The organism is Salinicoccus sp. HZC-1, from assembly GCF_046736035.1.
In the GTDB taxonomy this organism is placed as follows: Bacteria; Bacillota; Bacilli; order Staphylococcales; family Salinicoccaceae; genus Salinicoccus.
Genome location: NZ_CP177130.1, coordinates 768,338 through 792,924, shown reverse-complemented (window position 1 = coordinate 792,924; position 24,587 = coordinate 768,338). Strand labels below are relative to the sequence as shown.

Genomic DNA, 24,587 nt, shown 5'->3' with positions numbered 1-24,587 from the left:
ATAGACGAAAAAAAGGTCCCTGATATCAGGGACCTTTCCAATAAGCCGACAGCGAGAATCGAACTCGCATTGCAGCCTTACCATGGCTGTGTTCTGCCATTAAACTATGTCGGCAAAAATTAAAATATGTGTATGTAATAATTTAACCATATCGATTATAACATATTTTATATAAATCGGAATCATATATTTTAAGAAAGAATATTACTTAGAGTGAAAAGATGAAAATTTTGTGTAAATGACCTCCCATCTGTTCATGGTGACTATCACTTCATATCTTTACTTATACTTATTTAATATTTCTTCCGGAATATGACAATAATCATTGGGACATCTGGTCAGCCTGTCCTGATGTTCTTCTGCGCTTCTCACATACTTTGTAAGCGGTAATACTTCAACAGCTATACGGTCATGATCATTCCTCCCGCTGATGAACGCCCGCGCCTCTTTTAAGTGTTCAGGTTTTTCACTATATATGCCTGTTCTGTATTTTTCTCCAACATCCTGTCCCTGCTTATTCAAACTGTATGGATTGATGATTTCGAACAAATACCCTGTCAATTCCCTGATGGTTACAACCGCCGGATCAAATTCTGTTTTTACACATTCTGCATAGCCATCATACTCACCCTCAAGTGTCTGACTTGCGCCATTCGCCCTGCCTGCTTCTGTAAACTCGACTCCAGGCAAAGTTTTCATAAAAGCCTGTACGCCCCATAGACAACCGCCTGCAACATATAATGTTTCCATCTCCAACACACCTTCACTTTGAAAAATACGCCTGATAAAATTCAGTCTACCGTCATTCATTTTAAACATCAAGCCATTCCGCAGTTTCCTGGAACCGCCCTATAATGAACAATTTTATATGAAGAAAGTGAATATTACGCTACACTTAATGTAAGAGCAAGAATCAGTGCGGTGGTTTTAGTGATGCGCCGGGATATTTAAAAATGGAGTGTATATGATGCAAGTGACTGAGCAATTAATCCGAAACCTTTATTACAACAGCTTTTTCACAAGAGGAAAAAACTATTACCTTAGGGGCAATGTACAAAATTTAATACACGATGCCAATTCAAACACATGGCAGGCAGACGTCAAAGGCGGCAGCATCTATCAGACGCGCGTCACCATTAAAGAAAATCATATAGAGGATGACTGTGATTGCCTGGCCTATCAGACATACGGGCAATGCAAGCATATATGTGCAACACTTCTGGCGGTTGCCAATGCCGGGAATAAAACGCCGACTCCCCGCAGGGAAAGAGACAGCTTTTTTGATAATAGAAGCACCAGAAATGCAAGATATCAGCAGGCTGAAGCGCTGATCGGTTTCTTTGGCAGAGACATTCCTGAAAAGCGGAATGAAACACGGTCGGGTAAAGTCTCGCTTAAAACACAATTCCTGCTGCGGACATACACTGCGGATAAAATGCGCCGTCAAAAAGAGGTTTTCGACATACAGCTGAAAATAGGAGACAGCCGGTTATACGTGGTGAAGGACATCTGCGAACTGCTCGACGCGATTACGACGGACAGGAAAGTGAAATTCGGCAAAAATTTCACTTTTGATCCTTCTATCCAAACGTTCACTGCAGAAGACCGGGATGTGATCGATGATCTGATTGAAATCAGAAGGACGGAATCCTATTACGCTGCGAATAATGATTATTGGTCCCCTGCCGGAAAGAGGAAAGAATTGATGATCCCCCCGTATGCTGCAGATGAACTGCTGATGAAACTGCAGCATCTGAACTGCAAGTATGAACAGCAGTATCTGCTGTATGATCAACTGGAACTGGTGACCGGAAGCCTGCCGTTCGCCTTCTCCCTGGAAAGCAGTGCCTCGGATGAATACCGGCTGAATGTGACCGGCAGCGAGGCCGGCTGGTATTACGATGCATACGGCTGGTACGCGGAAGACGGCAAACTGTATAAATTGTCGGAAGCACAAAAGCAGGCGCTCGAGCCTTTCAATGAATTTTTGGGAAAAGGCGTGAAACCTGCGATTCCCATTGCCAAAAATCAGATGAGTGCATTCGTCTCCGCAACGCTCCCGAAGATGAAACAGATCGGCGCGGTCACTGTATCCGACGAAGTGTCAGAAACGATACTCAGTCCCCCACTGACTGTGAAGCTGTTCGTGGACGGCTCATACGACAGCGTGGACGTGAATGTCGAATATCATTATGACCCGGTCATCATCAACCCGCTGAACGAAACTGAAAAAAGTCCCGGTGATACGGAAAAAATACTGATCCGGGACAATGCGCGTGAACAGCAGTTCATGGATGCACTGGAAGACTCACCGCTCAAAGTCATCGGCAATAAGCTCTATGCGGATACGGATGAAGATCAGTTCGAATTCCTGCATGAAACGCTGCCGGTATTGGAGGAACTGGCGGAGATCTATCTGACGTCATCGGTAAAATCCGTGATTCTGCCAACGCCGCCGAAACCGGCTGTTTCAGTGGATGCCCCGGCGGATGGGAATTTCCTGCATGTGGATTTCACGATGGAAGGCATCGACCCGGAAGAGATCTCCAAAATCCTTACCGCTGTCAAAGAGAAACGCCGGTATGTCCGTCTGGCGGACGGTGCTTTTCTGCCATTGATGGATGAGCAGCTGACCGAGATTGCCGAACTGCATCATGAACTGAGCGGCAAAGCATACACCGAGGAGAACGGCACAATGGAACTGCCGCTCTATCGCGGACTGCAGGTTGAAGAACAGCTGGCGGAACTGAATTGGGACGCCAGAAGTTTCACCAGCCGTTTCCATGATTTCTTCACTGCCATCAAAAACCCGGTCGAAGCAGATATCGGGATTCCTTCCGGCCTCAATGCAGACTTGAGGGATTATCAGGAAACGGGCTTCAAATGGCTGAAATCATTGTCCAAATATGGGCTCGGCGGCATATTGGCCGATGACATGGGACTCGGCAAAACGATTCAGTGCATCGCGTATATACTGTCTGAAATGGATGACGGAGCGGATGCACCGTTCCTGATCGTCGCACCGGCGTCCCTTGTCTATAACTGGAAAAACGAATTTCACCGGTTCGCGCCCGGCCTGCGTGTGGCCATCGCTGCAGGTACTGTGAAGGAAAGGGAAGCAGTACTCACGCAGGAAGAAAAACCGGATGTCTATATCACGTCCTATCATACACTGCGGCAGGACGTGGACTGGTACAGGGGCCAGACATTCCATGCCCTGATAATGGACGAGGCGCAGGCGATCAAAAACTACCGGACAAAAATTGCACAGGCCGTCAGAACACTTTCCGCCTCGAGGCGGTTTGCCCTGTCCGGCACACCGGTTGAAAATTCACTCGACGAACTCTGGTCGGTGTTCCAGGCGGTCATGCCGGGATTCCTGTACGATCAGAAAACGTTCCGCAATACACCACCGGAAACCATCGCCCGGCTGGTGAAGCCCTTTATTCTGAGAAGGCTCAAGGAGGATGTGCTGACGGAACTGCCGGATAAAATTGAGACTGTTCATTACTCCGAGCTGAATAAAGACCAGAAAACGCTGTACCTCGCCTATCTGGATAAAATCCAGAAAGAAACACAGGAGGCATTGGCAACGGAGGGCATGAACAAAGGCCGCCTGAAGATTCTGGCCGGCCTGACACGGCTCAGACAATTATGCTGCCACCCTGCCCTGTTCATCGATCAATACGATGGGGGTTCCGGCAAGCTCGAGGCACTGTTTGAAATCATTGAAAATGCCCAGGCGAATGGACAGCGGATGCTGATTTTTTCCCAGTTCCCGAGCATGCTGAGAATCATTCGGGAAAGACTCGTGCAGTCCGGCCGGAGCTGCTATTATCTGGATGGCCAGACACCGGGTTCAGAACGCGTCCGGCTCGTGGAAGCATATAATGAGGGGGAGGAAAGCATCTTCCTGATTTCATTGAAGGCAGGCGGCACCGGACTGAATCTGACCGGTGCGGATACAGTGGTCCTCTATGATTTATGGTGGAACCCTGCAATAGAGGAACAGGCGATCGGAAGAGCGCACCGGATGGGTCAGAAAAATGTCGTCCAGGTCATACGGATGATTGCCCAGGGCACGATAGAAGAAAAGATCAACGAACTACAGCAGCAGAAAAAAGAGATGATCGATCAGATCATCCAGCCCGGGGAAGCGATGCTGTCTTCCATGTCGGAAGAGGATATACGTGAAATCCTGTCGATTGAGTAATTGACGAGGGCAATATACACAGTATCCATTTGAGAACCCGGCTCCAGTTGAAAATGAGGGGAAGCATCGAATAGGTGTACCGGCTTATAGGTGGGGACTTAGTGTGATTTCTTCCCCAAGTCCAACAGTATAGATCAATTTAAATCTAGAGGCGATATCAACGAAATCAATAGAAGAATTGGCTGAATATCTAAAAATAAAAAATACATGCTTTCCCTTTTTCGGAAAGGCATGTATTTTTCTTATCGTATCATTCTCCACTTTAACTTTTTATGTTCATATTTTCTTGCTTTCTATGATGTTCATATGGAAATCCTTGAAACACTGGAAGTGTTTAGGGTTGAGGTTGCGGAAGATATGATTGCGTTCCAAACCTTTCTCATTGAGCATTTTTATATACATAACACCTGCTTCATAATCGGATTCATTCGTGTACTCCATCATTTGGAGGTCCAGTTCCCGAATCTCCCTGAATGGATAGTGGGTGATCTGCCATTCCGACTGTTCACTGAAAGGTTTTAGATTGGACGTGCTTATCGTGACAATCTCATTTTCCATAAGAAAATATATACCGGCACGTGTAAGATTGGTAAGGCAGGTGCCGATGCAATGCGCATTCTGGTCACGGTAACTGTCATATTTTGCATATTCCTTCAGGAAACGATTGGCACTGTTTACGAAAGCAAAATCCTTCTCTTCCAGGGTGTGCTTATAATCCAGTATTTCTTCAATGCTCATGGGAAGTTCGATATTATTCATATATTCGTTCAATGTACGATAGGAAATCATAGTTTATCACCTTATATTTTATTTTCAGCCAAATTAACCAAGCAGGTAGTTCACATACAGGGGGTCAACCCTTCCCATAATTACAGTGATGTTTCCCCTGATTTGATTGAAACGTTCTCCCCAACTATATTACATTTTCATATAAATTAGCAAGTGAATTATACTTTGCCCACAATCTCCTGATACAGGAAACCATTGCTTACGTATGAAAAAAGTGGGATGAATACCGGTTTCCAGTCTCCATCCCACCTGCATTTCAACACTTTCAACCCATTATTTCTCCATCTGCTTCTTGAATTCCGTCATGACGGAATTTGCCTGTGGCCCGACGATGATCTGTACATGGTGGTCATCGACTTTGACCACACCATGGGCGCCGGTCTGTTTAATCTTGTCTTCATCGACCAGGCTCATGTCATCCACGTCCAGCCTCAGGCGGGTCATGCAGTTTTCATAGTCAGTTACGTTTTCGCGTCCGCCGACATTCTCCAATACTTTCTTCGCCATATACTCATATTTCGAATGGCTGAGTTCGAGCTCCTGCTCTGCTTCATCGGATTCTTCTCCGAACGCCTCATCTTTCTCCCGGCCGATCACCGGAATGTTCAGCTTCGTGATCAGTATATAGAATGTGAAGTAGTAGAGCACACCGAAGGCGAGCCCGATCGGGATGATGAATATGCCGTTTTCCGCGAGGCCCAGGTTGAGTGCATAATCGATTACACTGCCGCCCCATGAGAAGCCGTGCCGTATACTCAGTACGTACAAGGTGGCTCCGGCCAGACCGGTGTATACCGCATGGATGAAATAAAGCAGCGGTGATGTGAAGATGAATGTAAACTCAATCGGTTCTGTGAGACCGGCGATGACGGAGGTCAGACCACCGGAACTCATCAGTGCTTTCGTCTTCTCTTTTTTCCTCTTGTATGCCGCGCGTGTAATGGCGAGTGCGATGGCCGGCACACCGAAGATCATAACGATGAAGAACCCGCCGAGGAAGTAGCCGGCTGTCGGGTCACCGTTTAAGAATCTGGTGATTTCACCTGTAACCATTTCACCTTCAGCCGTTTCATAACTGCCCAGTCCGAAATAGATGTATGTGTTCAGCACGTGGTGCAGTCCGAACGGCAAGAGGAAGCGGTTCAGGAATCCGAACAGGAATATACCGAATGCGCCCATTCCAACCAGTGCCTGTGCGAATGAATCAATGCCCGCCTGTGCGTAAGGCCAGACGAGTGAGGACAGTCCTGCGACCGGAATCATGACCAGGATGATCAGTGTGATCGGCCATTTTTCCCCGCCGAAGAATGAGAACATTGAAGGAAGTTCTGTGTCTTTATATTTATTGTAGATTCCTGCTGCAATCAAACCGGAGAGCACGCCCCCGAATACGCTCATATCCAGATCCGGATTCATGAGTGTCAGTCCCTGATTTAATATTGTGATTGCCAAATACCCGGTCAGTGCCGGAATACCCCTGTCTTTCGTTTTAGCCAGTCCCATCGCAATACCGATGGCAATGAGTGCATCCATATTCTCGAATATGATACCGGCTGCCTGGAATAATGTAATGTTGAGCAGGTCTTCTGCACTCAGGCGGAATAAAATCCCGGCAATCGGCATGGCGACGATGGGAATCAGCATGGATTTCCCTAAGTTCTGCATGAATTTCTTCATTGTAGTGACCCCTCCCTGCTTAGATCACCGTATGTGATCAGCTGGAATCGCGTGTCTCCGAGAAACTTCTCTTTTATCCGCGCGTCTGTCAGTGCATCCAGTTCTTCGAGGCGCGGTGTGACATAAGTTGAGCCGCCCATCAGCGCCTTATCGATATATGCCGGATGGCACATGATCTCAACCGTTTCTGCATCACCGAAATGTTTGATGATTTTGTCGTTATCGGCGAGCAGAATATCCGGTTCGTATTGGAAATAGTCCGTCGTGATTAGATTATCGTCTTTATCCTGCTCGAAGTTATTCCTTACCGGCAGATTATATTCTTGTGCCAGGTCTTTGAATACCGGCAGCATCGGTTCGAGATTATTTACATGGTGATGACTATCCAGGTGTGTGGGAACGAGTCCGGAACTTAAGAACTTTTCTATCTGTGCTTTCCATTCCTTATACAGTTCATCCGGATCGATATGGAATTTCTGCTGATACTGTGCGTTCTTTTTGAAGTCCCCTTTTGCATCCACCAGTGTGTGATGCGTATCCAGCAGCGGTCTGCCGCATGTCAGTGTCAGATGCACACCGATGCCGAGCGTTTTATGCTGTTTGCCTAACTTGAATGCCTGTTCCGCTGCGGGCATGTTTGTCATCAGCGTTGTGGAAGTGAGTATGCCTTCCGTGTGCGCATCGACGATGCCATAGTTGACGGCACGTGAATATCCAAAATCGTCCGCATTGATAATAAGCTTTTTCATTTTCATCCCATCCCCTTTCCTTATCTCTTAAGTTCCGGCCAGTATCCTTTGTTCGCTTCAATCAGTTCATCGAGTATCGCTTTTGCCTTGTTTACGTCCGTCACTGTCCTGTTCAATGTCAGTGCCTGCAGGATCTTGCCGTAGCTCTGTTCAAAGTATCCGTCGACGACCAGTTTTTCATAGGCATACTGGTTTTCGATCAATCCTTTATAGAACGTCGGTATTTCCCCGACTGCGAACGCTTTGGGTCCATCTGCAGTCAGCATTGTCGGCACCTCTACCATCACATCACTTGGTATGTTGGAGATGACGCCTTCGTTTTTGACCATCACAATATAGATGTGGTTCAAATGATAGATCAGTGAAGCCGCAGCTTTGACCATGTAGACGCCGTGGATATCATCCGTCAGTTCCACGCCTTCCAATGACTGGTTCTCAATGATCCTGTCGCATGTTTCATGCACGCGTTTTTGCCTGCCGTTGATGACCTGGCGTGCTCTGGTGTTATCTGGTGCTTCCTTGGCTGCCAGGTCTTCAGGATACAGATAATACTGTAGGTAGGTGTTTGGCAGATAGTCCGGGAAGTCCATCAGCATTTTCCTGGCCGTTGCGAATGTCTGCTTCCATGATTGATCATTCGCAATTTCACTGTCGGTCGGTATGAATCCTTCGTTGACGATTTTGTCTTTGATCGTTTGTGTATAGTCATGCCCCGCTTTGTCTTCTATTTTCGTAAACCATCCGAAGTGATTGAGTCCGAAGTAGCCGGGGACGAGATCCCATACATCTTTGCCGAGCATATCCGCATAACTCTTCATGATGGCGATCGGCATATCGCAGATGTTGAGCAGCCGGTTGTCATCCGGGAATTCACGCTTCAGGGCTTCCGCAACAATGGCTGCCGGATTGGTATAATTCATAATCCATGCATCTTTGGAATATTTCCTGATGTCATTAACGAGTTCAAACATGTCCGTGATGGACCGCATGCCATACGCCATGCCTCCGGGACCGCATGTTTCCTGGCCCACGACGCCGTACTTCAGAGGAATCTGCTCGTCCTTCTCCCGCATTGCCAGACCGCCGGTTCTGATCTGCAGGAATGCGACATCGATATCCTTGAATGCCTTCTCCTTATCTGTCGTATATTCGAAAGCATCCAGCTCCGGGTATTTTTCTTTCAATATCACTTCCGATGCTTTGGCGATCTTTTCCTGTCGCTCTCGGTCTGTATCGTAAAACGTCAATTTCCTGAGTGGCAGTGTTTCTTTCTCAGCAATCAGGCTCATGATGATGCCGAGTGTGTATGTACTGCCTCCGCCGACAATGACTAAGTTCTTCCGCTCCATATATGAAACCCCTTTCATAATTATTTAATATGACTTTAACACAATTATCTGATAATAACAATACAACTTTAATACAAATATACGAAGTTGTATTAATTAACGGATACAAATGGTAAAATAAATTTAATGAAACAGAGAGGTTGATGGTGGAATGTGGAAGACGACATTGCCTTTATATAAACAAATTGCGAAAAGAATCAAAAAGGATATTATCTCAAATGGTACAAAAGGCGGAGAAGCGATTCCTACGGAGACAAAACTTGCGGAGATGTATGAAGTCAGCCGGGTGACAGTAAGGCGTGCAGTCAAACTGTTGATTGAGGAAGGCTTGATTTACAGTGTCCATGGAAGCGGAACATATATCAGTGAGAAGAAAATCGAACATGATATTTATAAGCTGCAGGGGTTCACTGAAGAGATGAGCGGTCTGCATAACAATCCCTCCAATGAGATTCTGGAGTTCCAGCTCACTAGTCCGTCTGAAGAAGTCAGGGATTATTTGAAACTGGAAGATGGCCAGAAGGTCTATTATGTAAAAAGGTTGCGGTTGGCAGATGAAAAACCGTTGATTCTTGAGGAGTCCTATTTACCATTTGAACTGTTTCCTGATTTATCTGTGGATGTACTGAAGGAATCGAAATATGAATATATCGATAAGAAGGGATTTAAAATCAATAAGCGGTATGCGGATCTAAAGCCGATACTGCCGAACGAGGAATTGATGGAACTTCTTCATCTGGAAGGAAATACTCCGATGTTGTCCCTGGAGGCCTACTCTACTTTTGATGATGGCACAATATTCGAGTATTCAAAAGTGTACTATCATCCGGAGAAATATACATTTAAGTTCGTGTCGGAGAAATAGAAATACAGAGGAGAGTTTTTATGTCAATCAAATTAAATGATGGTTATGGATATGCAATTTTCGATAACCATACTCCACCACAAAACAGGTACTACCTCGAAAAAAGATGGGACGGGGAAGGTGGAACTTTTACTGCGATACTTACTAATCCTAGTATGGCCGATTCCCTATCTACAGATCCAGCGGTAAAAGAGTTATACGATTATGCCAGATACTATTCTAATGGAAGATATAATCGATTAATTGTAGTTAATATCATACCTACAATTAATCCTAGTTCACAAAATTTGGAAAGTTACCTAAAGAAAGAGATTGTAAAATATTTATTATGAACTTGAATTATTCATAAAAACGGTAACCTAAACTTACCTCTTCAGATTACCGTTTTTATATATTTAATTTTTTACTATGTTTTTACTTAGTTTTCGTGACTTTTCTCTTGAAATCAGAAAATATCTCACTCTTCAATCTATGCTAACTCTATTATTAATTTTATTTCTAATCACTTGTCCTTCAGATATATTTTGGTATTCACCTTGTTTAACAGTTATCTTGCCATTAACAATTACGTGCTCGATGCCACTAGGCAATTGAATCGGGTTATCATAAGTAGCATTATCATTAATAGTATTTGGATCAAAAATAACAATGTCTGCCCAATACCCTTCTTTTAAATACCCTCGATCTTTTAGTCTTAGCAATTGAGCAGCGGCTCCAGTCATTTTTCGTACAGCTTCAGAAAGTGGAAAAATCGCTTCATCTCGAGCATATTTTCCTAATACTCTAGCGAAAGTTCCATAAAGCCTAGGGTGTGGTTTACTTCCAAAAATACCATCTGATCCTACCATCTGAACTGGGTGCTTTAAACCATGGACCAAATCTTCTTCCTCCCCCCAATGAATAGTCATCGTTATTTCTCCGCTCTCCTCTACCAATAAATCAAGCGCTGCGTCATCTGGTTGCTGTTGCCTCATATCAGCTATTTCAGTCATACTTTTACCTTCAATGTTCTTATTTTCTTCTGTTTTTACTGTGTTGATAAAAATGTTTTCCCACCCACAGTTATATGACCAATTTTCATAACTTTCGTCTTCTTTTATGCCTTTTTTAATTTTTTCTCTTAATCCAGAATCTTTCAACCTATTAAACATTTCTTTAGAACCACCTGAATGCACCCAAGGCGGTAGGATACTATGAAAAACTGTTGAACCGGCTGTATAAGGGTATTGATCGAAAGTTACTTCAACCCCTTCCTCTCTTGCTTTATCTATATTCTTTAAAAACTGTATATACTGATCACGGTTATATTGACCCGCTACTTTAAAGTGGGATACATGCAGTCTAACTCCTGTTTGTCTTGCAACATCTACAACTTCTTCCAATGCTTCCAATGCCCAACTACTTTCATTCCTAATATGAACGACAAATACTCCATCATACTTAGCAGCACCTTTACAAATAGCAATTAACTCTTCTTTATTCGAATAAACATTGGGTGGATAGATAAGGCCTGAAGATACTCCAAAAGCGCCTTCTTGCATACCTTTTTCAACTAATGCAGTCATTTTCTTCAGCTCTTCTTCAGTAGCTGTTCTCTCTTCAAAACCCATTACGAGAGTTCTAATATTACCATGAGGCACCAAGTAGGTTACATTGCCAGAAATAAGGCTATTGTCTAAATGCTTTAGATAATCATCAATACTCTCCCAAGGCCAGTCTCCAATATCTCCATCTAGTGCTTTCAATTGTTCCTGCCACAGTGGTTTGGTTTCGTTATTAACAGGAGCTATAGAAATCCCATCCTGTCCGTGCAACTCAGTAGTTATACCTTGTAACAATCTAATTTTATGCACTTCTGGTTTAGTACAAAGTAAATCGCTATGGGAGTGGGTATCTATAAAACCAGGAGAAACAGCTAGATTTCCTGCATCAATCTCTTGTAAAGCTTTATTATTATTAAGCTGACCTATTTGAGATATTTCACCATCTTTTATCCCAATATCTAACTTTGTAGGTGGGTTGCCTGTACCATCGAAAATTTGTCCGTTTTTAATAAGAATATCAAACATGAATAATTCTCCTTTTATGACTCTAAATTTTTATTAATTTTAGTAGTGGTTTCCGGAGATGTCGCTCCCCAGAAAGTGTTAATAATTCTATTGTCAGGACGTTCAGTAAAGTAGCTGACTACGACCATACTGGCGATATTTAAAAATAAAGAAATTGCAATAGGATGCATTCCAAATGGATTTTCAAACAACATTGTTGCAACAACATATGAAATAAATCCTATAGCCATAGAAAATATAGCTCCCCATTTATTCGCCCTTTTCCAATACAAGCCAAATACTATTACTGAAAATAATGTGGCTTCAAGACCTCCTATCGCAAAAATCACTACAAATTGGATTAAATCTGGTGGTGTTAATGTTATAAGTACAACAGCAGTTCCTATAAATAAAGTGGAAAAGTAAGATAATCTTTTTATTGTTCGCTCGGAAGCTTTAGGATTAACATAATTTAAAAATAAATCTTTTACTATAGTAGAACTTGTCACTAACAACATAGAATCAACTGTAGAAATTATTGCTGCTAAAGGTGCAGCAAGTAGTATACCTGCTAACCAGCCAGGTACTAACTCAACTATCAAAGTCACTAGTGCTAAATCTGGCACCTCTATATCAGGAACTAAAATTCTAACCATAGGTCCTATTGATGCAAATCCAACTGAGAAAAGACCCATAATTATGATGGCGTAGACCATCCCCTTATGCATGGATTTTGAATCTTTAAAAGTCATACCTCGAACTGCAGCATGAGGAAGCCCCAACATTGCAATTCCAAATAATAAAAAGTATGAAAATAATAATGATGGAGTTGTACCACTAGCACCTGGTAAAGTAACCATTTCCGGATGCTCTACAGCAAGCTGGCTTACTATAGCTCTAAACCCGTCTGTCTTTACCATTATAATAATCCAAACTAATATTCCTCCTATTATCATTGCTACCCCTTGAATTGCATCTGTTATTGCCACGCCTCTGTAACCACCAAATAACGTAAGTAATACAACTACACTTCCAAAAATCAGCAATCCCCACTGGTATGGAAATCCAGTTACTGCTTCTAGAATTCGTGCGCCTCCAGCAAATTGGGCTATCATGTAAGCGCTTATAAATATAAGAATGCCTAATAAGCTAAAAATAATTACTACATTACTTTCATACCTTGCCTTCAAAAAGTCAGTGATAGTCACTGCTCCTATTCTTCTTGCTATTATTGCAAATTTTTTACCAAGTATCCCCAGTATATAAACACCCATTGCAGTTTGAGAGGCAATGACTAACGGCCAACTGAATCCCTGTTCATATCCTACACCAGTCGCTCCTATAAATGTTCCTGCGCTCGCAGTAGAGGCTACCATGGTAAATGCTAAGACTAACGGTCCCAAGCTCCGCCCTCCGACAAAGAATTCTTCATCAAAATTAGATTCAGATTTCCTTAAATACTTATGAAAATATGCACCAACAAGTAAAGTTGCTAAGAGGTATATAATTATCACTATTAAAATGTCCCATTTCATTATTCTTCCTCCTCTATTTCTTCATAAGCATCAAGTGACATATCCTTAAACAAAAATTTAACCATTAAATAAGTTAAGATACATAATAGGATAGTAGCTAAAATCACTCCATAAAAATACCAAGCAGGAAAACCAAAAATTAAGTCAATTTCATGTGCATCTACGTTATAACCTGGAATAAATGCTAGAGCAAATACCAATAATATGTTGAATATAAAAAATAGAAGTGTATAAATCATTTCTTTATAAGTTTGCTTAAATCTACGATCTTCTCTTACTAATTTAGTTTTCATTACATCCCACACCCCTTTTAGATAAAAACTTAACGAAAAAGAGTAAATTCTCATGTGCAAAACTTTTCCAACAATGATTAATATAATTTCTGTGCTCTATCCTCCTTACCAATAATAAAGTTTATACTTCTTTATTATTAAAAATGACTCATACACTTTATTAAAATATAAGTGATAGTGTGTACTTTGTCAATTAAATAATTAGAATATTGAAATTCTTCAGAATAATAATTATAAAAACCACACTTAAATGGTACTCACCCCCAAAAGTTAGAGTTGTAAATCTAATTTTTGGGGATTTCTCTATGGCTAAATATAGCGATGCATTTAAATTGAAGCTGGTGACTGAATATCTGAATGGAAATCTGGGGTATCGGTTATTGGCGAAGCAGTATGACATACCCGACCCTACGCCTATAAAGCGCTGGGTAATGGCCTATAAAGCACAGGGCGTGACAGGGATTACACGAAAGGCTGTAAAAACAGTGTATCCTGTCCAATTTAAACTGGATACGATACAATTCATATTAGAAACAGGGGCTTCTTATCCAGAAACGGCGGTTCAATTTAACTTGAACAATCCCGCGCTCATTCTCCATTGGATGAAAACGTTTCAGAAAGACGGTGTAGAAGGCCTGAAACCAAAACCAAAGGGGCGCCCTTCTATGGCCGGGAAACCGAAGAAACAAAAGCAGGAAGAAGCAAAGCAGCTCACGCGAGAAGAAGCGCTGGAGCGCGAGAATGAATTACTGAGATTGGAAAATGCCTATCTAAAAAAGTTAAAAGCTTTTCGGAAAAAGAATGCCTCTCACGAAAAGCACAGGCAAAACTGGCATTCGAACTCAAAGGGGAAGGATTCCGACTGAAAGATATTTTTATTGTGGTGGGGATTCCGGAAGCCAGCTATCACTATCTCGTCAAACAGTTGGACAGAGCAGATCCAGATACAGAATTAAAAAGCTGTATTACTGCGTTATTTAAACAGTTCCATGAACGCTACGGCTACAAACGCATCACCAATGAATTGAGAAAACTGGGCTATGTCATTAACCATAAGAAAGTCTATCGGCTCATGCAGACACTCGGATTAAAATGTGTGAAATTCATGCGGAAATCCCGTAAGTATAATTCCTACAGAGGGCATGTGGGAAAAGTAGCGAAAAATCGCCTGGCCCGCCGGTTCAGCACTCCGATCCCCCTTCAAAAGCTGGTGACCGACATTACAGAATTCAAATGTCTCGGGGAGGAGAAGCTGTATTTAAATCCAATCCTGGATCTCTACAACGGTGAAATCATTACATTTGAAATCAACAAGCGGCCCACGTTGGATCTTGTCATGAACCCTTTACACGCAGCGATGGATATTATAAAGGCACGGGCAACCTACCGCACCACGATCCATTCCGATCAGGGCTGGCACTACCAGCACAATCACTGGGTCCGGACATTGAAACAGAACCGGATTTTCCAAAGTATGTCCCGCAAAGCGACCTGTGCAGATAACGCCGCTATGGAGAATTTTTTCGGGCTGTTAAAACAGGAAATGTATTATGGCGAAGCCTTAGTCAGTTATGATGCGTTAAAGCAAAGAATAGAAACATATATCCACTGGTATAACCATGAACGATCGAAACAAAAATTGGCTGGCATGAGTCCGGTCGAATACCGGACACACACCAGCCAATCTGTCTCATAATATAAACTCTAACTTTTGGGGGTAACTACCAAATTTAAGTGTGGTTTTTATAAACAATAAGTTTACAGAATTAGATATTAAACTTATCAATCATTCTAAATAACCTTTAAAGTAAAAGTCTTCTGAGTTTACAGAGTCAAACATTTCTGATCTTTTTTGAAAATCTTCATTATTTATAGCTGAAATTGCTGAAACTATACTATTTAAAATAGAAAAAACTATTACTGTCACGTCTAAAGTAGATCTGCTGTATGTTTGAATTGGAACAACTATATCTGCCACTTTACTAATCGGAGAAGATGTTGAATCTGTAAAAATAATAACGGTGGACCTTTGTTCCTTGGCTAATTTCGCAATTTGTATTGTCTCTTTAGCATATCTATGAAAAGAAAAGCCAATAAATACACTCTCTTCTGTCATTTCACTTACTCTTATAAATACATCATCTACAGTAGGACTATATACTCTAGCATTTCCTTTAACTAAATCTAATGCATAAGACAACCAATTAGCAAAAGGATGAGAAGCTCTAAAACCCGAAATAAAAATAGAATCAGCATCGCAAATCTTATTAACTACTAATTGAAGATCTTTTTCGGATATTTGATTATATATTTTCTGTAAATCATCTATATCATATAATATTGACTCTTTAATAGAACCGTTTCTTTTTAATGCTTCTGATTTATCCTCTTTATAATTCTTCAAATTCCCCTTAGAAAAAAGTTGCTCAATGACATCTTTTTGGAAACTAGTATATCCATCATAACCAAGGAAATTCACGAATCTAATAACCGTTGTTTCACTCACTCCAATTTTATTACCTGCTTCTGTAGCGGAAGACATCGCAAAAATATGAGGATCTTTATAACAATGCTCTGCTATCATTTTGAAACTTTTTGAAAACCCTGTTTCCTTCTCCGAAATTTTATTATATATCTTCTCCACATTAAAACCTCCTCATATTAGGCACTCAGTTAAAGGATAAAACCCCTATTAAATAGACTTACTATCAACTTAATTTCTCTATTCTAAAATTTCTTTCCTTAAAATATACTTATTCTTTTCTCTTTATTAAATATATTCTCTACTTCGGTATTACCTATTTTTATAAGAGCTTTCATAATATATAAGTTGAATTAGAGATATTAAAATAAAGTCTCATACACAAACGGTCGATAACTTCATTCCGTCGCTAACATTCTGAATGAATGCGTGGACACTCAGTATAACCTTTTGAACATTGAGAAAAAAGACATTATTGACGAACGATGCCTTCATATAGACTGAACTATGGGTTCTACGGAAACAGAAACACGATTTCTAACCGGCCCTGATTTATTTTCAAAAATTGTTGGATTTGCTTAGAATTATTAATCCGAGCATTGTCCAAAATTATGACGATTTTTCCAGAAGCTCCAGGAACACAGCGGCATCATAGTTCTCTGTTTCGCGATGCAATATGTTTTTCCGATTTCATAATCCAGCGTATAGGGCAGTTTGATATCTGTGTACTCGCCTAGCGGGAAAGATGTGCCGTTTTTTTAAATCATATCTGCTGAATTACCTGGTAATTCAGGGTCATCTACTCATTTTCAAACAACAGCGACCATTTTCGCCGTCCATCATTTTTAAAATAGGGAAAGTTTTTTTATTTAAATATTTGTCTTTTTTCGAGTGATCCTTTTCCAATTTTAGTATATACATCAAACGTTTATAGATTAGCGAGTTGTACTAGGAATTTGGACATGCCGCGCAGGTAATACCTATATCCCACTTGTCTTCGCGTTTGGCGTAATCTTCTTTAGTATCCTGTTAGCATAGGTCTCAAAACCGACATCAATAGATACGTTGTATGTTCATAATGAAGGTTTCGAACACTCTTGTTGTGCTGTGTGTGCACCCGTTAGACATTTGGTTTTGCTGATGGAATCCAAGCTCGATCTCTTTGAATCCCACTTTTTCTAGTTAGATATATAGATACCTGTGGTCTTTTGTTGTCCACTTGTCACAGTTTATCTTGACGAGTATTTACTCCATTATACACACGTTCAGTTGGTTATAGAATCTTTAAATCAATTTATATAGTTCAAAAATATACACTGACTTTTCTAATAAATTACGATGTTTAAAGTGATTTCAAAGATGAAATATTTCTAGAAAACCTTGGTATCTGAATTAAGTAAGTTTTAATTAAGTCACTTAAATATCTACAAATAAAATCTACATGCTTTCAAATGGAAAACATGTAGATTCTATAAACTTATAAGCTTTTTCATCTCATTAATTTTCACTCTGATTTTAAACTCTTGCGTAATTACTTTCATATGTCCTAATTTCAGCATACCATGCAGTATCAATACTAGACAAAGTACGACACTTCTTCGCTTTCTCTCCTCTCAATTCTCCCTACTCACTCCAAATATATAATCCCAGACGATATGCCCATAATTTGATCAATTCACTGCGCCATACATAAAAGGCTCCACTTCCCTCATACCATTTCTCTCCCTCATCGGATAATGCTGGAATATATCTGAATTCGAATCCCTCGTCATTCAGTTTGTCATAGATGTATTTAGATCTTTTGACATGGTAGTCGCTTGTAACGATCAAAGCAGATGTCATATCATTTTCTTTCATAATGTCGATTGTAATCGATGCATTGGTATAAGTGCTCGTGGCTTCATATTCTTTGACCAATGCCTCTTCAGGAATACCGTATTCCTTCGCGAGCGCGGTGCTCTGGGATAAAGCATTTGATTCAACGATGGGGGTGATCAGCACGGAATCTGCATATCCTTCGCGATAGAGTTCGGCTGCTTTTTCCATGCGTCCGCCATCACCACCGAGCATCACGATCAGATCACTTTCTACAGGAGTATCTGAGTAATTATGGTTAAAGCTGTCAACCAGCGCAATAAGCAATGCCAGCAATAAAAGACAGATGACTATTACTATGATCCTTGTTTTCATAGGTCCTCCTAATTGAGTGGGAGACAGCCGTCCCTCTAATAAATCTTCCCAAGCTTGCCCTGTTCTTCTTTATGAGCAGGTGCATCCACTCCTGTAATGTCCAATCTGCAGATCAATCATAAAAGATATAAATATATTCCGAAGGTCAGGCATGACACCGGCCTTCGGAATATGGATTACACCGCCACTTTTTTCTTTTGGCCGTCTCCTGCTCTGTAAGCCGGAAAGAATTCCGTATCACCCATTACATCTTTTATCCGGCATAGTTTATCATATACTGATTGATTCCATATTTTTTTGCCGATATGGAATTTGAACTCTGTGTTGTTGGAGAACCTTTTCTTAAACTTCAAAACTGAGTCTTCATCGGAATTGGAAACACCCCCGCCATAATGGATGACAGAGAATCCATTCTCTTTTCCCCAATTCATCGCCGTATATTTTAGAAGGTAGGCCGGGGAGTAATTCAGATATTTTGCTTTGGTACCGTTCAAATGATCATGAATGATGTTCCCGGATATGAAGTATAAGCCCATCGCGATAATCTCACCTTCATGATATACACTCGTCGTGAATAGGTTATTCGGGAACTTCCGTTTCATTTCATAGAAGTATTCCCGGTCGAAATAATAAAATCCGGTGGCATTATGCCGCATCATCGTATCGTTGTAAATATCGATGAATGCTTCGATATTGTCGAATCCTGTTGTCAATTCGCATGAAAATCTTCCGTCCCTTAAAAGTTTTCTGACCTTCCTGCGGGCCGTCGTGCAAAATTCACTCTGAAATGTATCTTCCGAGCATTTCAAATCTGTCCCTACAGTGTTCCTGAGATAACTGACATCATATATTTCCCTGAAGGGTTCCTGGTTCTGGAACAACGGATTGAACCTGACAAATTCAGATACAATATTATTTCTCTTACAATAGTGAGTGAATACGGCTTCAAATTCCGCAAGTAATTTTTCCTTATTTGTATAACTATGAATCACCGGTCCGCCATATCCGTATGGACTGATCAGGTCATAATACTGCTCACCATCAATTCGAGTACCTATTTCTCTTTTTATCGTACTCAGTGTAATATGGCCATGCCTGCTTTTGACTTCAAAATAAAGTGATTCCCCACTTTCAATCAGCTCGTTCACCTGTGCATATTCCCGAGTAAAGTAGATATCATTATTCATAGTAAGCCCTCCATTAGATTCCAAAGACTCTAAATTTCCCCTTAACACCTTTGTGTTTCAGGAAAGAGGCAATCTAAATGGATTCGCTTCATGAATGTTTTCATGATGACTTTACCGGCTGCTTCACAAGCTGTATCCGAACGGGAATCATTCTCTGTCTCAAACTTACGCATTGACCTATTACTCTTTGCACCCGTAGATCTCTTTCTGCGATTTTCATAACAGGCATCTGCAACACAAATCATTTTAAATACTTGTTTCAAACGTCCCTTCCCTATGCAATCCTTATGAGGTGATAACCATTGGATTCTCCATTGAGACACATCCAGTCACCCCTCCCCTTAATTGGATTTTTGTATTGACCCGTCCACGAGCTTCCCGACAAAGCCGATGACAGTATTACAGCTCATATGCAGATTTTATTACCCGACCAAAGGAAATCTGCATCAGCTGTCTGCTTTATTCCCGTTAAATGCCCGGGCGGTGCTCTCCCCCTCCTGGCTGATCCCTTCGCTTTTCAGCACTTTCTGTATGGTGAGAATCAGTATTTTGATATCCAGCCAAAATGACTGGTTTTCCACATACCACACGTCCATTTCGAATTTTTCCTCCCATGGTATCGTGTTGCGCCCGTTCACCTGGGCCCAACCTGTAATCCCGGGCCTCACTTCATGACGTTCCATCTGTCTCTTATTATATAATGGAAGATACTGCATCAATAAAGGCCTCGGACCCACAAGACTCAAGTCTCCCTTGATGACGTTGATCAGCTGGGGCAGTTCGTCCAGGCTGTATTTGCGGATCATTATTCCAACAGGTGTCAGTCGTTCTGCATCCGGCAGCAATTCCCCATTATCATCTGTTTCATCCGTCATCGTCCTGAACTTATACAGCTCGAACGGTTCCCCATGGTATCCCGGCCTCTCCTGTCTGAAAATGACCGGGCCGCCCATTTTCATCTTTATAAGTGCAGCGGTAATGGCCATCAAGGGAAACAGGAGCAGCAGCCCAAGTGTTGCGGCTGAGATATCGAATACTCTTTTCATTCCGGCACACCTCCCCGACAATGAATTCACTTCATCTCACTTATTTCATTGATGATGAAGCGGGCCTTGCCGTTTTTATCTTTAGGTATGGCCTCCAGGTAATTGAACTGGTAGTGATTATCCCGGCCCAATCTGCGGGCAACCCGTTCCTTTATGATTCTCTCTTCTTTTTTTCCGTAGTCATCTTCCACTACCAGGTTCACGACAAATTGCTTCATATCTTTCTGTACGAACTGGAAAGCGACCACTTTATCTTCAATCCCTTCCACTGCCCGGGCAATCCCGACGCTGGTTACTTTATTTTGTCTGCTTCCAATCAGATAATCCGACTTTCTTCCGAATATTTTAGTGATTTTTATATCATCAAAATATGAATTCAAGTACTTTTCATCAGAATGGATTTCAACCTGATCATTAATCTTGTAACGCACGATTGGCGTGGCGTAATTGATGAAACTGGTCACAATCATTTCATACAGGTGATATCCCACTTTTTGGAATTCAAAGAGACCGGTTTCGTGTCCCACTTTGTATGAATCGCCCGTCCCGCCATATATAAACGGTGCCCCTTCCCCGCTCGCATACTGGTCAATGACTTTCGTATCAAAGGCTTTTTCTATATCCGCCTTTACGTACGGGAGCAGTATTTCGGACGTTGGAAATACCGCCTTCACATCCCAGTCCGCCTTTATATGATGGGACAGCATATATTTTGCCACCATATGAATGGCGGAGGGAAAACCGTCCAGTGCCACCGGTTTGAAGTGGACCAGATTTTCATATACATGTCTGATATTATCGGCAGTCATATGGTTGGCTGCATAAAGGGTCTGATTCATCGACATATTATAACGCCAGAGTATATTTTTGTGATCCGGCGGCGTCAGATCCTGACCGGTAAATGAAGCGCGTTTCGCAAAGGGCCTCACACCGTTCTGGAATTTTATATAGTCGAGGTAGGCCATCCGGCTGGCACGATCGTATTCCGAATCATAGACGGCCAGACTCTCTCCTGTCGTTCCGCTCGTTCCTGAAAATCTTATCTGTCCCTTCCTGCAGGAGCGCGCTTCAAGTTCATACCTTAAATCTGCTTTGACTGTCATCGGCAATTTGAGAAAACTGCTGATGATGTTCTGATCATCAATTTCGATATGCGCGTACACCGCTATGTTCCTCTTCAGATGATGCATGAAATCAATCAATGACTGTGTCTGGTCAATTCCTCCCCTGACATACCGTTCAAGGGCTTCACGGTAGAGATGGTTATATCTCTCCCGTTTTAATTTGTAGCCATATGCACTGGTAAAAGCGTGCTGTAAAAATATCGGCGACTTGTAGTAGAGAGTGTGTGTCGAGGCACCCATCAGTTCTTTCAGCATTAAGATCACCTTATCTCATAGACTGTAATTAAGCCGGACAGTGTGTGCTGCCCGCTTTTCCATCAAAATTGCCTTCAACACAAATGTGACGGCATTTTATAATACCCGCGAATAAAAACCGGCGTGTTCACTCGAGTGACTCTATGCATCTTTCCATCGTGACGTGCAGATAGACACCTTTTCATCCCATAGGCGCTGTATCAGACTTCTGTTTGGCTCCTGTCACTCCAGCTCGTTAATGATGAACCGTACCTTGCCGCTTTTTTCTTTCGGTATTGCTTTCATATAGTTGAAAATGAATGTGCTCTTCTCCCCCAGACGGCGGGCGAGTCTGTCCCGGATCACTTTTTCATCGCTTTTTTCAAAATCATCCTCAGCCACAATGTTCACTACAAAACGATTCTTTTCCTTTTGTATGAACTGCATTTGAATGACTTTCTCTTCAAGCCCATCAACGACCCAGGAAATGTTTACATTAGTCACTTTATTGGACCGGCTGCCGAGCAGATAATCCGACTGTCTGCCAATGATTCTCTCTATATGGATATCGTCTTCAAATGAATTCAAGTAATCTTTATCGGAATGGATTTCCACCTGGTCCCCGATCCGGTAACGTACAATCGGCGTGGCCCGGTTGATGAAGCTGGTTACAATCATTTCATACAGATGGAACCCGACTTTCTCGAATTCAATCAGCCCTGTCTCATGTCCGACCCTATATTCATCATCCGCCGTACCATAGATGAACGGTGCACCCTCTGCAGAGGAGTACTGATCGATAACTTTTGTATTAAATGCTTTTTCAATATCTTCCTTTACATGAGGCAGAAGTGTCTCGGCAGTTGGAAAAATGCCTTTCACCTCAAACTCAATTTTCAGGCCCTCCGACAGTATATATTTGGCAAGCATGTGAATGGATGTTGGAAATCCGTCCAGTGTGGCCGGTTTAAATCTGGCAAGATGTTCATATACATACCTAACATTCTCCGGTGTCATATGATACGTTGCATAAAGTATCTGATTCATTGGCATGTTATAGCGCCAGAGGACATTTCTGTGAGCGGTCGGCGTGAGCTCCTGACCGGTAAAGGAAGCCCTTTTTGAGAAAGGTTCCACGCCGTTCAACGCTTTTATATAGTCCAGATAGGCCATCCTGTCTGCCCGATCGTATTCTGAATCATAGACGGCCAGGTTTTCACCGGTCGTCCCGCTTGTTCTTGATTTGCGCATGATCCCCACTGTGTGGGACCGCTCTTCAAGCTCATTTCTGAGGTCTTCCTTTTCTGTCATCGGCAGGGCAAGAAAACTTTCAAAAAGGTTTCCTTCATCTATTTTAATGTCGCTGTAGATCGGAATATTCTGTTTCAGATGGTGCATGAAATCAGCCAGCATCTCCTCCGTTTCCAAGTCCCCCGCCATATAGCGTCTGAACGACTGCCGATACAGATGGTTGTATCTTTCCCGCCTTAATTTATAGCCGTATGCACTGGTAAATGCATGCTGCATGAACACAGGCGACTTGAAGTAGATATTATGCACCGATGTATTCATCATTTTCTTCAACATTGTAATCACCCTGTTCTCCGAGAGTGTTATAGAATTTCAAAAGCTCTTTTTGCATATGGTGCCTGTCAAAGTTATCGACAATAAATTTGCGTGCGTGTTTTGACAGCCGGACCCGTTTCTCTCTATGATGGATCAGATCCTCCAAAGCAGCACTCAGGCCTTCCGCATCATTGCTTTTCACAACCAGCCCGGTCCGATTATTTTCAATAGTGTCTCTGGCACCGGTCGAATCGAACGATACGACCGGCACGCCCATTGCCTGCGCTTCGATGCTGACATTGCTGAACCCTTCGCGATAGGTCGGCAGGGCGAAGATGTCCATCAGGCTGTAGTAATATTCCATTCCGTCGGTATATGCACAATGGATGATCTTTTCATGGGAGTGTATCCTCTTGCTGTTTTTTTCTTCAATCGGATCACTCTCTTCAAAATCTCCGACAAGCAGCAGTTTCAGATGATCATATTTATCAGCCAGGTCAACGAATGATTCGATCAGTTCGTTGCTTCCTTTATCTCTTGTCAGCCTGCCGATATAACCGATGACGACATCCGTTGGCTCAATACCCAGGCCATTTCTCAATCGGGCCAACCGGTCTGAATTGATAACAGCCGGATCATACTTCTTTGTGTCGATTCCGTTACTGCTGCCTTTGCCGATTCTGACCACCTTTTCCCGTCTGAGCAGTTTCCTGCTGACCATCTCTTCCTCCAGGCTGTCTGAAACGACAATGACATGCGTGCTCAATGTGCATGCCGTTTTCTCAGTGGCATAGAGGATATATTTTTTGATCCCTTCGGCTGTCTCAAGACGCAGCCCCCGTTGGATATAGATCCGTGTACCTATCCCGGCGATGCGGCCTGCAATCATGCCGAGCAGTCCGGCTTTTGGTGTACTGAAATTGATGATGTCCGGTTTTTCGCGGTTCAAATACTTGAACAATTTGTAGAGCGTCCGGATATCCTGAAAGAGACTGATTTCACGTTCAAATGGAATATGATCGACTGTGATGCCGTCATATGAGATCTCGAAATCCTTATTACAGACGACTGTTACCTGGTAACCATGATTTTCGATGAACTGGACCTGCTCCCTGACGAACAGGATACTCAGCGAAGAAGTGACTCCTTGAATAATCTTCTTAGGCATAAGCTACATCTCCAAACCCTGTTATTTTCAATAATGCACCCGCTTAAGATACTGCTAAAATACACTTTCAAT

The 24,587-nt window shown here is 42.2% G+C and carries 20 protein-coding genes and 1 tRNA gene; 5 read left to right on the top strand and 16 right to left on the bottom strand.

Annotation, left to right across the window (positions count from 1 at the left end; all coding sequences use genetic code 11):
* Positions 1 to 43 precede the first annotated feature (43 nt).
* Together ACKRAT_RS03955 and ACKRAT_RS03950 are read right to left on the bottom strand one after the other, a co-directional pair.
* A tRNA-Thr gene (locus ACKRAT_RS03955) sits at positions 44 to 114 on the bottom strand.
* 165 nt (positions 115 to 279) lie between these two features.
* Positions 280 to 750, bottom strand: coding sequence for a peptide-methionine (S)-S-oxide reductase (locus ACKRAT_RS03950; RefSeq protein WP_411843802.1), 471 nt, complete (start codon positions 748 to 750; stop codon positions 280 to 282).
* Positions 751 to 964: 214 nt separating this feature from the next.
* On the opposite strand from ACKRAT_RS03950, the gene ACKRAT_RS03945 reads away from it, so the two are divergent.
* Positions 965 to 4,213: an SNF2 helicase associated domain-containing protein gene (locus tag ACKRAT_RS03945; protein WP_411843801.1), complete on the top strand. Its 3,249-nt coding sequence runs from the start codon at positions 965 to 967 to the stop codon at positions 4,211 to 4,213.
* Positions 4,214 to 4,489: 276 nt separating this feature from the next.
* Here ACKRAT_RS03945 and ACKRAT_RS03940 read toward each other — a convergent pair whose 3' ends face one another.
* The 4 genes from ACKRAT_RS03940 to ACKRAT_RS03925 form a co-directional block, all read right to left on the bottom strand.
* Positions 4,490 to 5,002 (bottom strand): hypothetical protein, encoded by a 513-nt coding sequence (locus tag ACKRAT_RS03940; protein ID WP_411843800.1) that lies wholly within the window; start codon positions 5,000 to 5,002, stop codon positions 4,490 to 4,492.
* A gap of 273 nt (positions 5,003 to 5,275) precedes the next feature.
* A complete protein-coding gene (locus ACKRAT_RS03935) occupies positions 5,276 to 6,679 on the bottom strand; it encodes a PTS transporter subunit EIIC (RefSeq protein WP_411843799.1) in 1,404 nt (467 codons plus the stop codon).
* Positions 6,676 to 7,428 carry a chitin disaccharide deacetylase gene (gene chbG / locus ACKRAT_RS03930; protein ID WP_411843798.1) on the bottom strand — a complete coding sequence of 251 codons (753 nt, stop codon included), beginning with the start codon at positions 7,426 to 7,428 and terminating at the stop codon, positions 6,676 to 6,678. Before chbG ends, ACKRAT_RS03935 begins: the two co-directional genes overlap by 4 nt.
* 20 nt (positions 7,429 to 7,448) lie before the next feature.
* Positions 7,449 to 8,777, bottom strand: coding sequence for a 6-phospho-alpha-glucosidase (locus tag ACKRAT_RS03925; RefSeq protein ID WP_411843797.1), 1,329 nt, complete (start codon positions 8,775 to 8,777; stop codon positions 7,449 to 7,451).
* Between the two features lie 151 nt (positions 8,778 to 8,928).
* On the opposite strand from ACKRAT_RS03925, the gene ACKRAT_RS03920 reads away from it, so the two are divergent.
* A complete protein-coding gene (locus ACKRAT_RS03920) occupies positions 8,929 to 9,642 on the top strand; it encodes a GntR family transcriptional regulator (protein ID WP_411843796.1) in 714 nt (237 codons plus the stop codon).
* Positions 9,643 to 9,662: 20 nt separating this feature from the next.
* Entirely contained in the window at positions 9,663 to 9,974 is a 312-nt protein-coding gene (locus ACKRAT_RS03915) for a DUF1643 domain-containing protein (protein ID WP_411843795.1), read from the top strand.
* 132 nt (positions 9,975 to 10,106) lie between these two features.
* Here ACKRAT_RS03915 and ACKRAT_RS03910 read toward each other — a convergent pair whose 3' ends face one another.
* Genes ACKRAT_RS03910 through ACKRAT_RS03900 form a run of 3 tightly spaced genes read right to left on the bottom strand, consistent with a single transcriptional unit; the run spans position 10,107 to position 13,518 of the window.
* A complete protein-coding gene (locus tag ACKRAT_RS03910; RefSeq protein ID WP_411843794.1) occupies positions 10,107 to 11,711 on the bottom strand; it encodes an N-acyl-D-amino-acid deacylase family protein in 1,605 nt (534 codons plus the stop codon).
* A gap of 14 nt (positions 11,712 to 11,725) precedes the next feature.
* Positions 11,726 to 13,225 (bottom strand): sodium/pantothenate symporter, encoded by a 1,500-nt coding sequence (gene panF / locus ACKRAT_RS03905; protein WP_411843793.1) that lies wholly within the window; start codon positions 13,223 to 13,225, stop codon positions 11,726 to 11,728.
* Positions 13,225 to 13,518: a DUF997 family protein gene (locus ACKRAT_RS03900; RefSeq protein WP_411843792.1), complete on the bottom strand. Its 294-nt coding sequence runs from the start codon at positions 13,516 to 13,518 to the stop codon at positions 13,225 to 13,227. The genes panF and ACKRAT_RS03900 overlap by 1 nt, the downstream gene beginning before the upstream one ends.
* 305 nt (positions 13,519 to 13,823) lie before the next feature.
* Here ACKRAT_RS03900 and ACKRAT_RS03895 point away from each other — a divergent pair, with 305 nt between their 5' ends.
* Positions 13,824 to 14,384 (top strand): helix-turn-helix domain-containing protein, encoded by a 561-nt coding sequence (locus tag ACKRAT_RS03895; RefSeq protein ID WP_411843791.1) that lies wholly within the window; start codon positions 13,824 to 13,826, stop codon positions 14,382 to 14,384.
* Positions 14,273 to 15,214 (top strand): IS3 family transposase, encoded by a 942-nt coding sequence (locus tag ACKRAT_RS03890; protein WP_411844408.1) that lies wholly within the window; start codon positions 14,273 to 14,275, stop codon positions 15,212 to 15,214. Before ACKRAT_RS03895 ends, ACKRAT_RS03890 begins: the two co-directional genes overlap by 112 nt.
* Before the next feature lie 90 nt (positions 15,215 to 15,304).
* On the opposite strand, the gene ACKRAT_RS03885 is transcribed toward ACKRAT_RS03890, so the two are convergent.
* The 7 genes from ACKRAT_RS03885 to ACKRAT_RS03855 form a co-directional block, all read right to left on the bottom strand.
* The gene (locus ACKRAT_RS03885) at positions 15,305 to 16,162 is read right to left on the bottom strand and encodes a MurR/RpiR family transcriptional regulator (RefSeq protein ID WP_411843790.1); all 858 of its coding nucleotides are present in this window, start codon (positions 16,160 to 16,162) and stop codon (positions 15,305 to 15,307) included.
* Positions 16,163 to 17,623: 1,461 nt separating this feature from the next.
* Positions 17,624 to 18,190 (bottom strand): YdcF family protein, encoded by a 567-nt coding sequence (locus ACKRAT_RS03880; protein ID WP_411843789.1) that lies wholly within the window; start codon positions 18,188 to 18,190, stop codon positions 17,624 to 17,626.
* A 176-nt stretch (positions 18,191 to 18,366) separates the two neighbouring features.
* On the bottom strand, positions 18,367 to 19,377 hold the full coding sequence (locus ACKRAT_RS03875) for a GNAT family N-acetyltransferase (RefSeq protein WP_411843788.1): 1,011 nt from the start codon (positions 19,375 to 19,377) through the stop codon (positions 18,367 to 18,369).
* 446 nt (positions 19,378 to 19,823) lie between these two features.
* Complete coding sequence (locus ACKRAT_RS03870) at positions 19,824 to 20,423, bottom strand: sugar transferase (protein ID WP_411843787.1); 600 nt, start codon at positions 20,421 to 20,423, stop codon at positions 19,824 to 19,826.
* A gap of 26 nt (positions 20,424 to 20,449) precedes the next feature.
* On the bottom strand, positions 20,450 to 21,802 hold the full coding sequence (locus ACKRAT_RS03865) for a hypothetical protein (protein ID WP_411843786.1): 1,353 nt from the start codon (positions 21,800 to 21,802) through the stop codon (positions 20,450 to 20,452).
* Positions 21,803 to 22,024: 222 nt separating this feature from the next.
* Positions 22,025 to 23,368: a hypothetical protein gene (locus ACKRAT_RS03860; RefSeq protein WP_411843785.1), complete on the bottom strand. Its 1,344-nt coding sequence runs from the start codon at positions 23,366 to 23,368 to the stop codon at positions 22,025 to 22,027.
* Positions 23,334 to 24,515, bottom strand: coding sequence for a glycosyltransferase family 4 protein (locus tag ACKRAT_RS03855; protein WP_411843784.1), 1,182 nt, complete (start codon positions 24,513 to 24,515; stop codon positions 23,334 to 23,336). Before ACKRAT_RS03855 ends, ACKRAT_RS03860 begins: the two co-directional genes overlap by 35 nt.
* Positions 24,516 to 24,587: the final 72 nt, after the last annotated feature.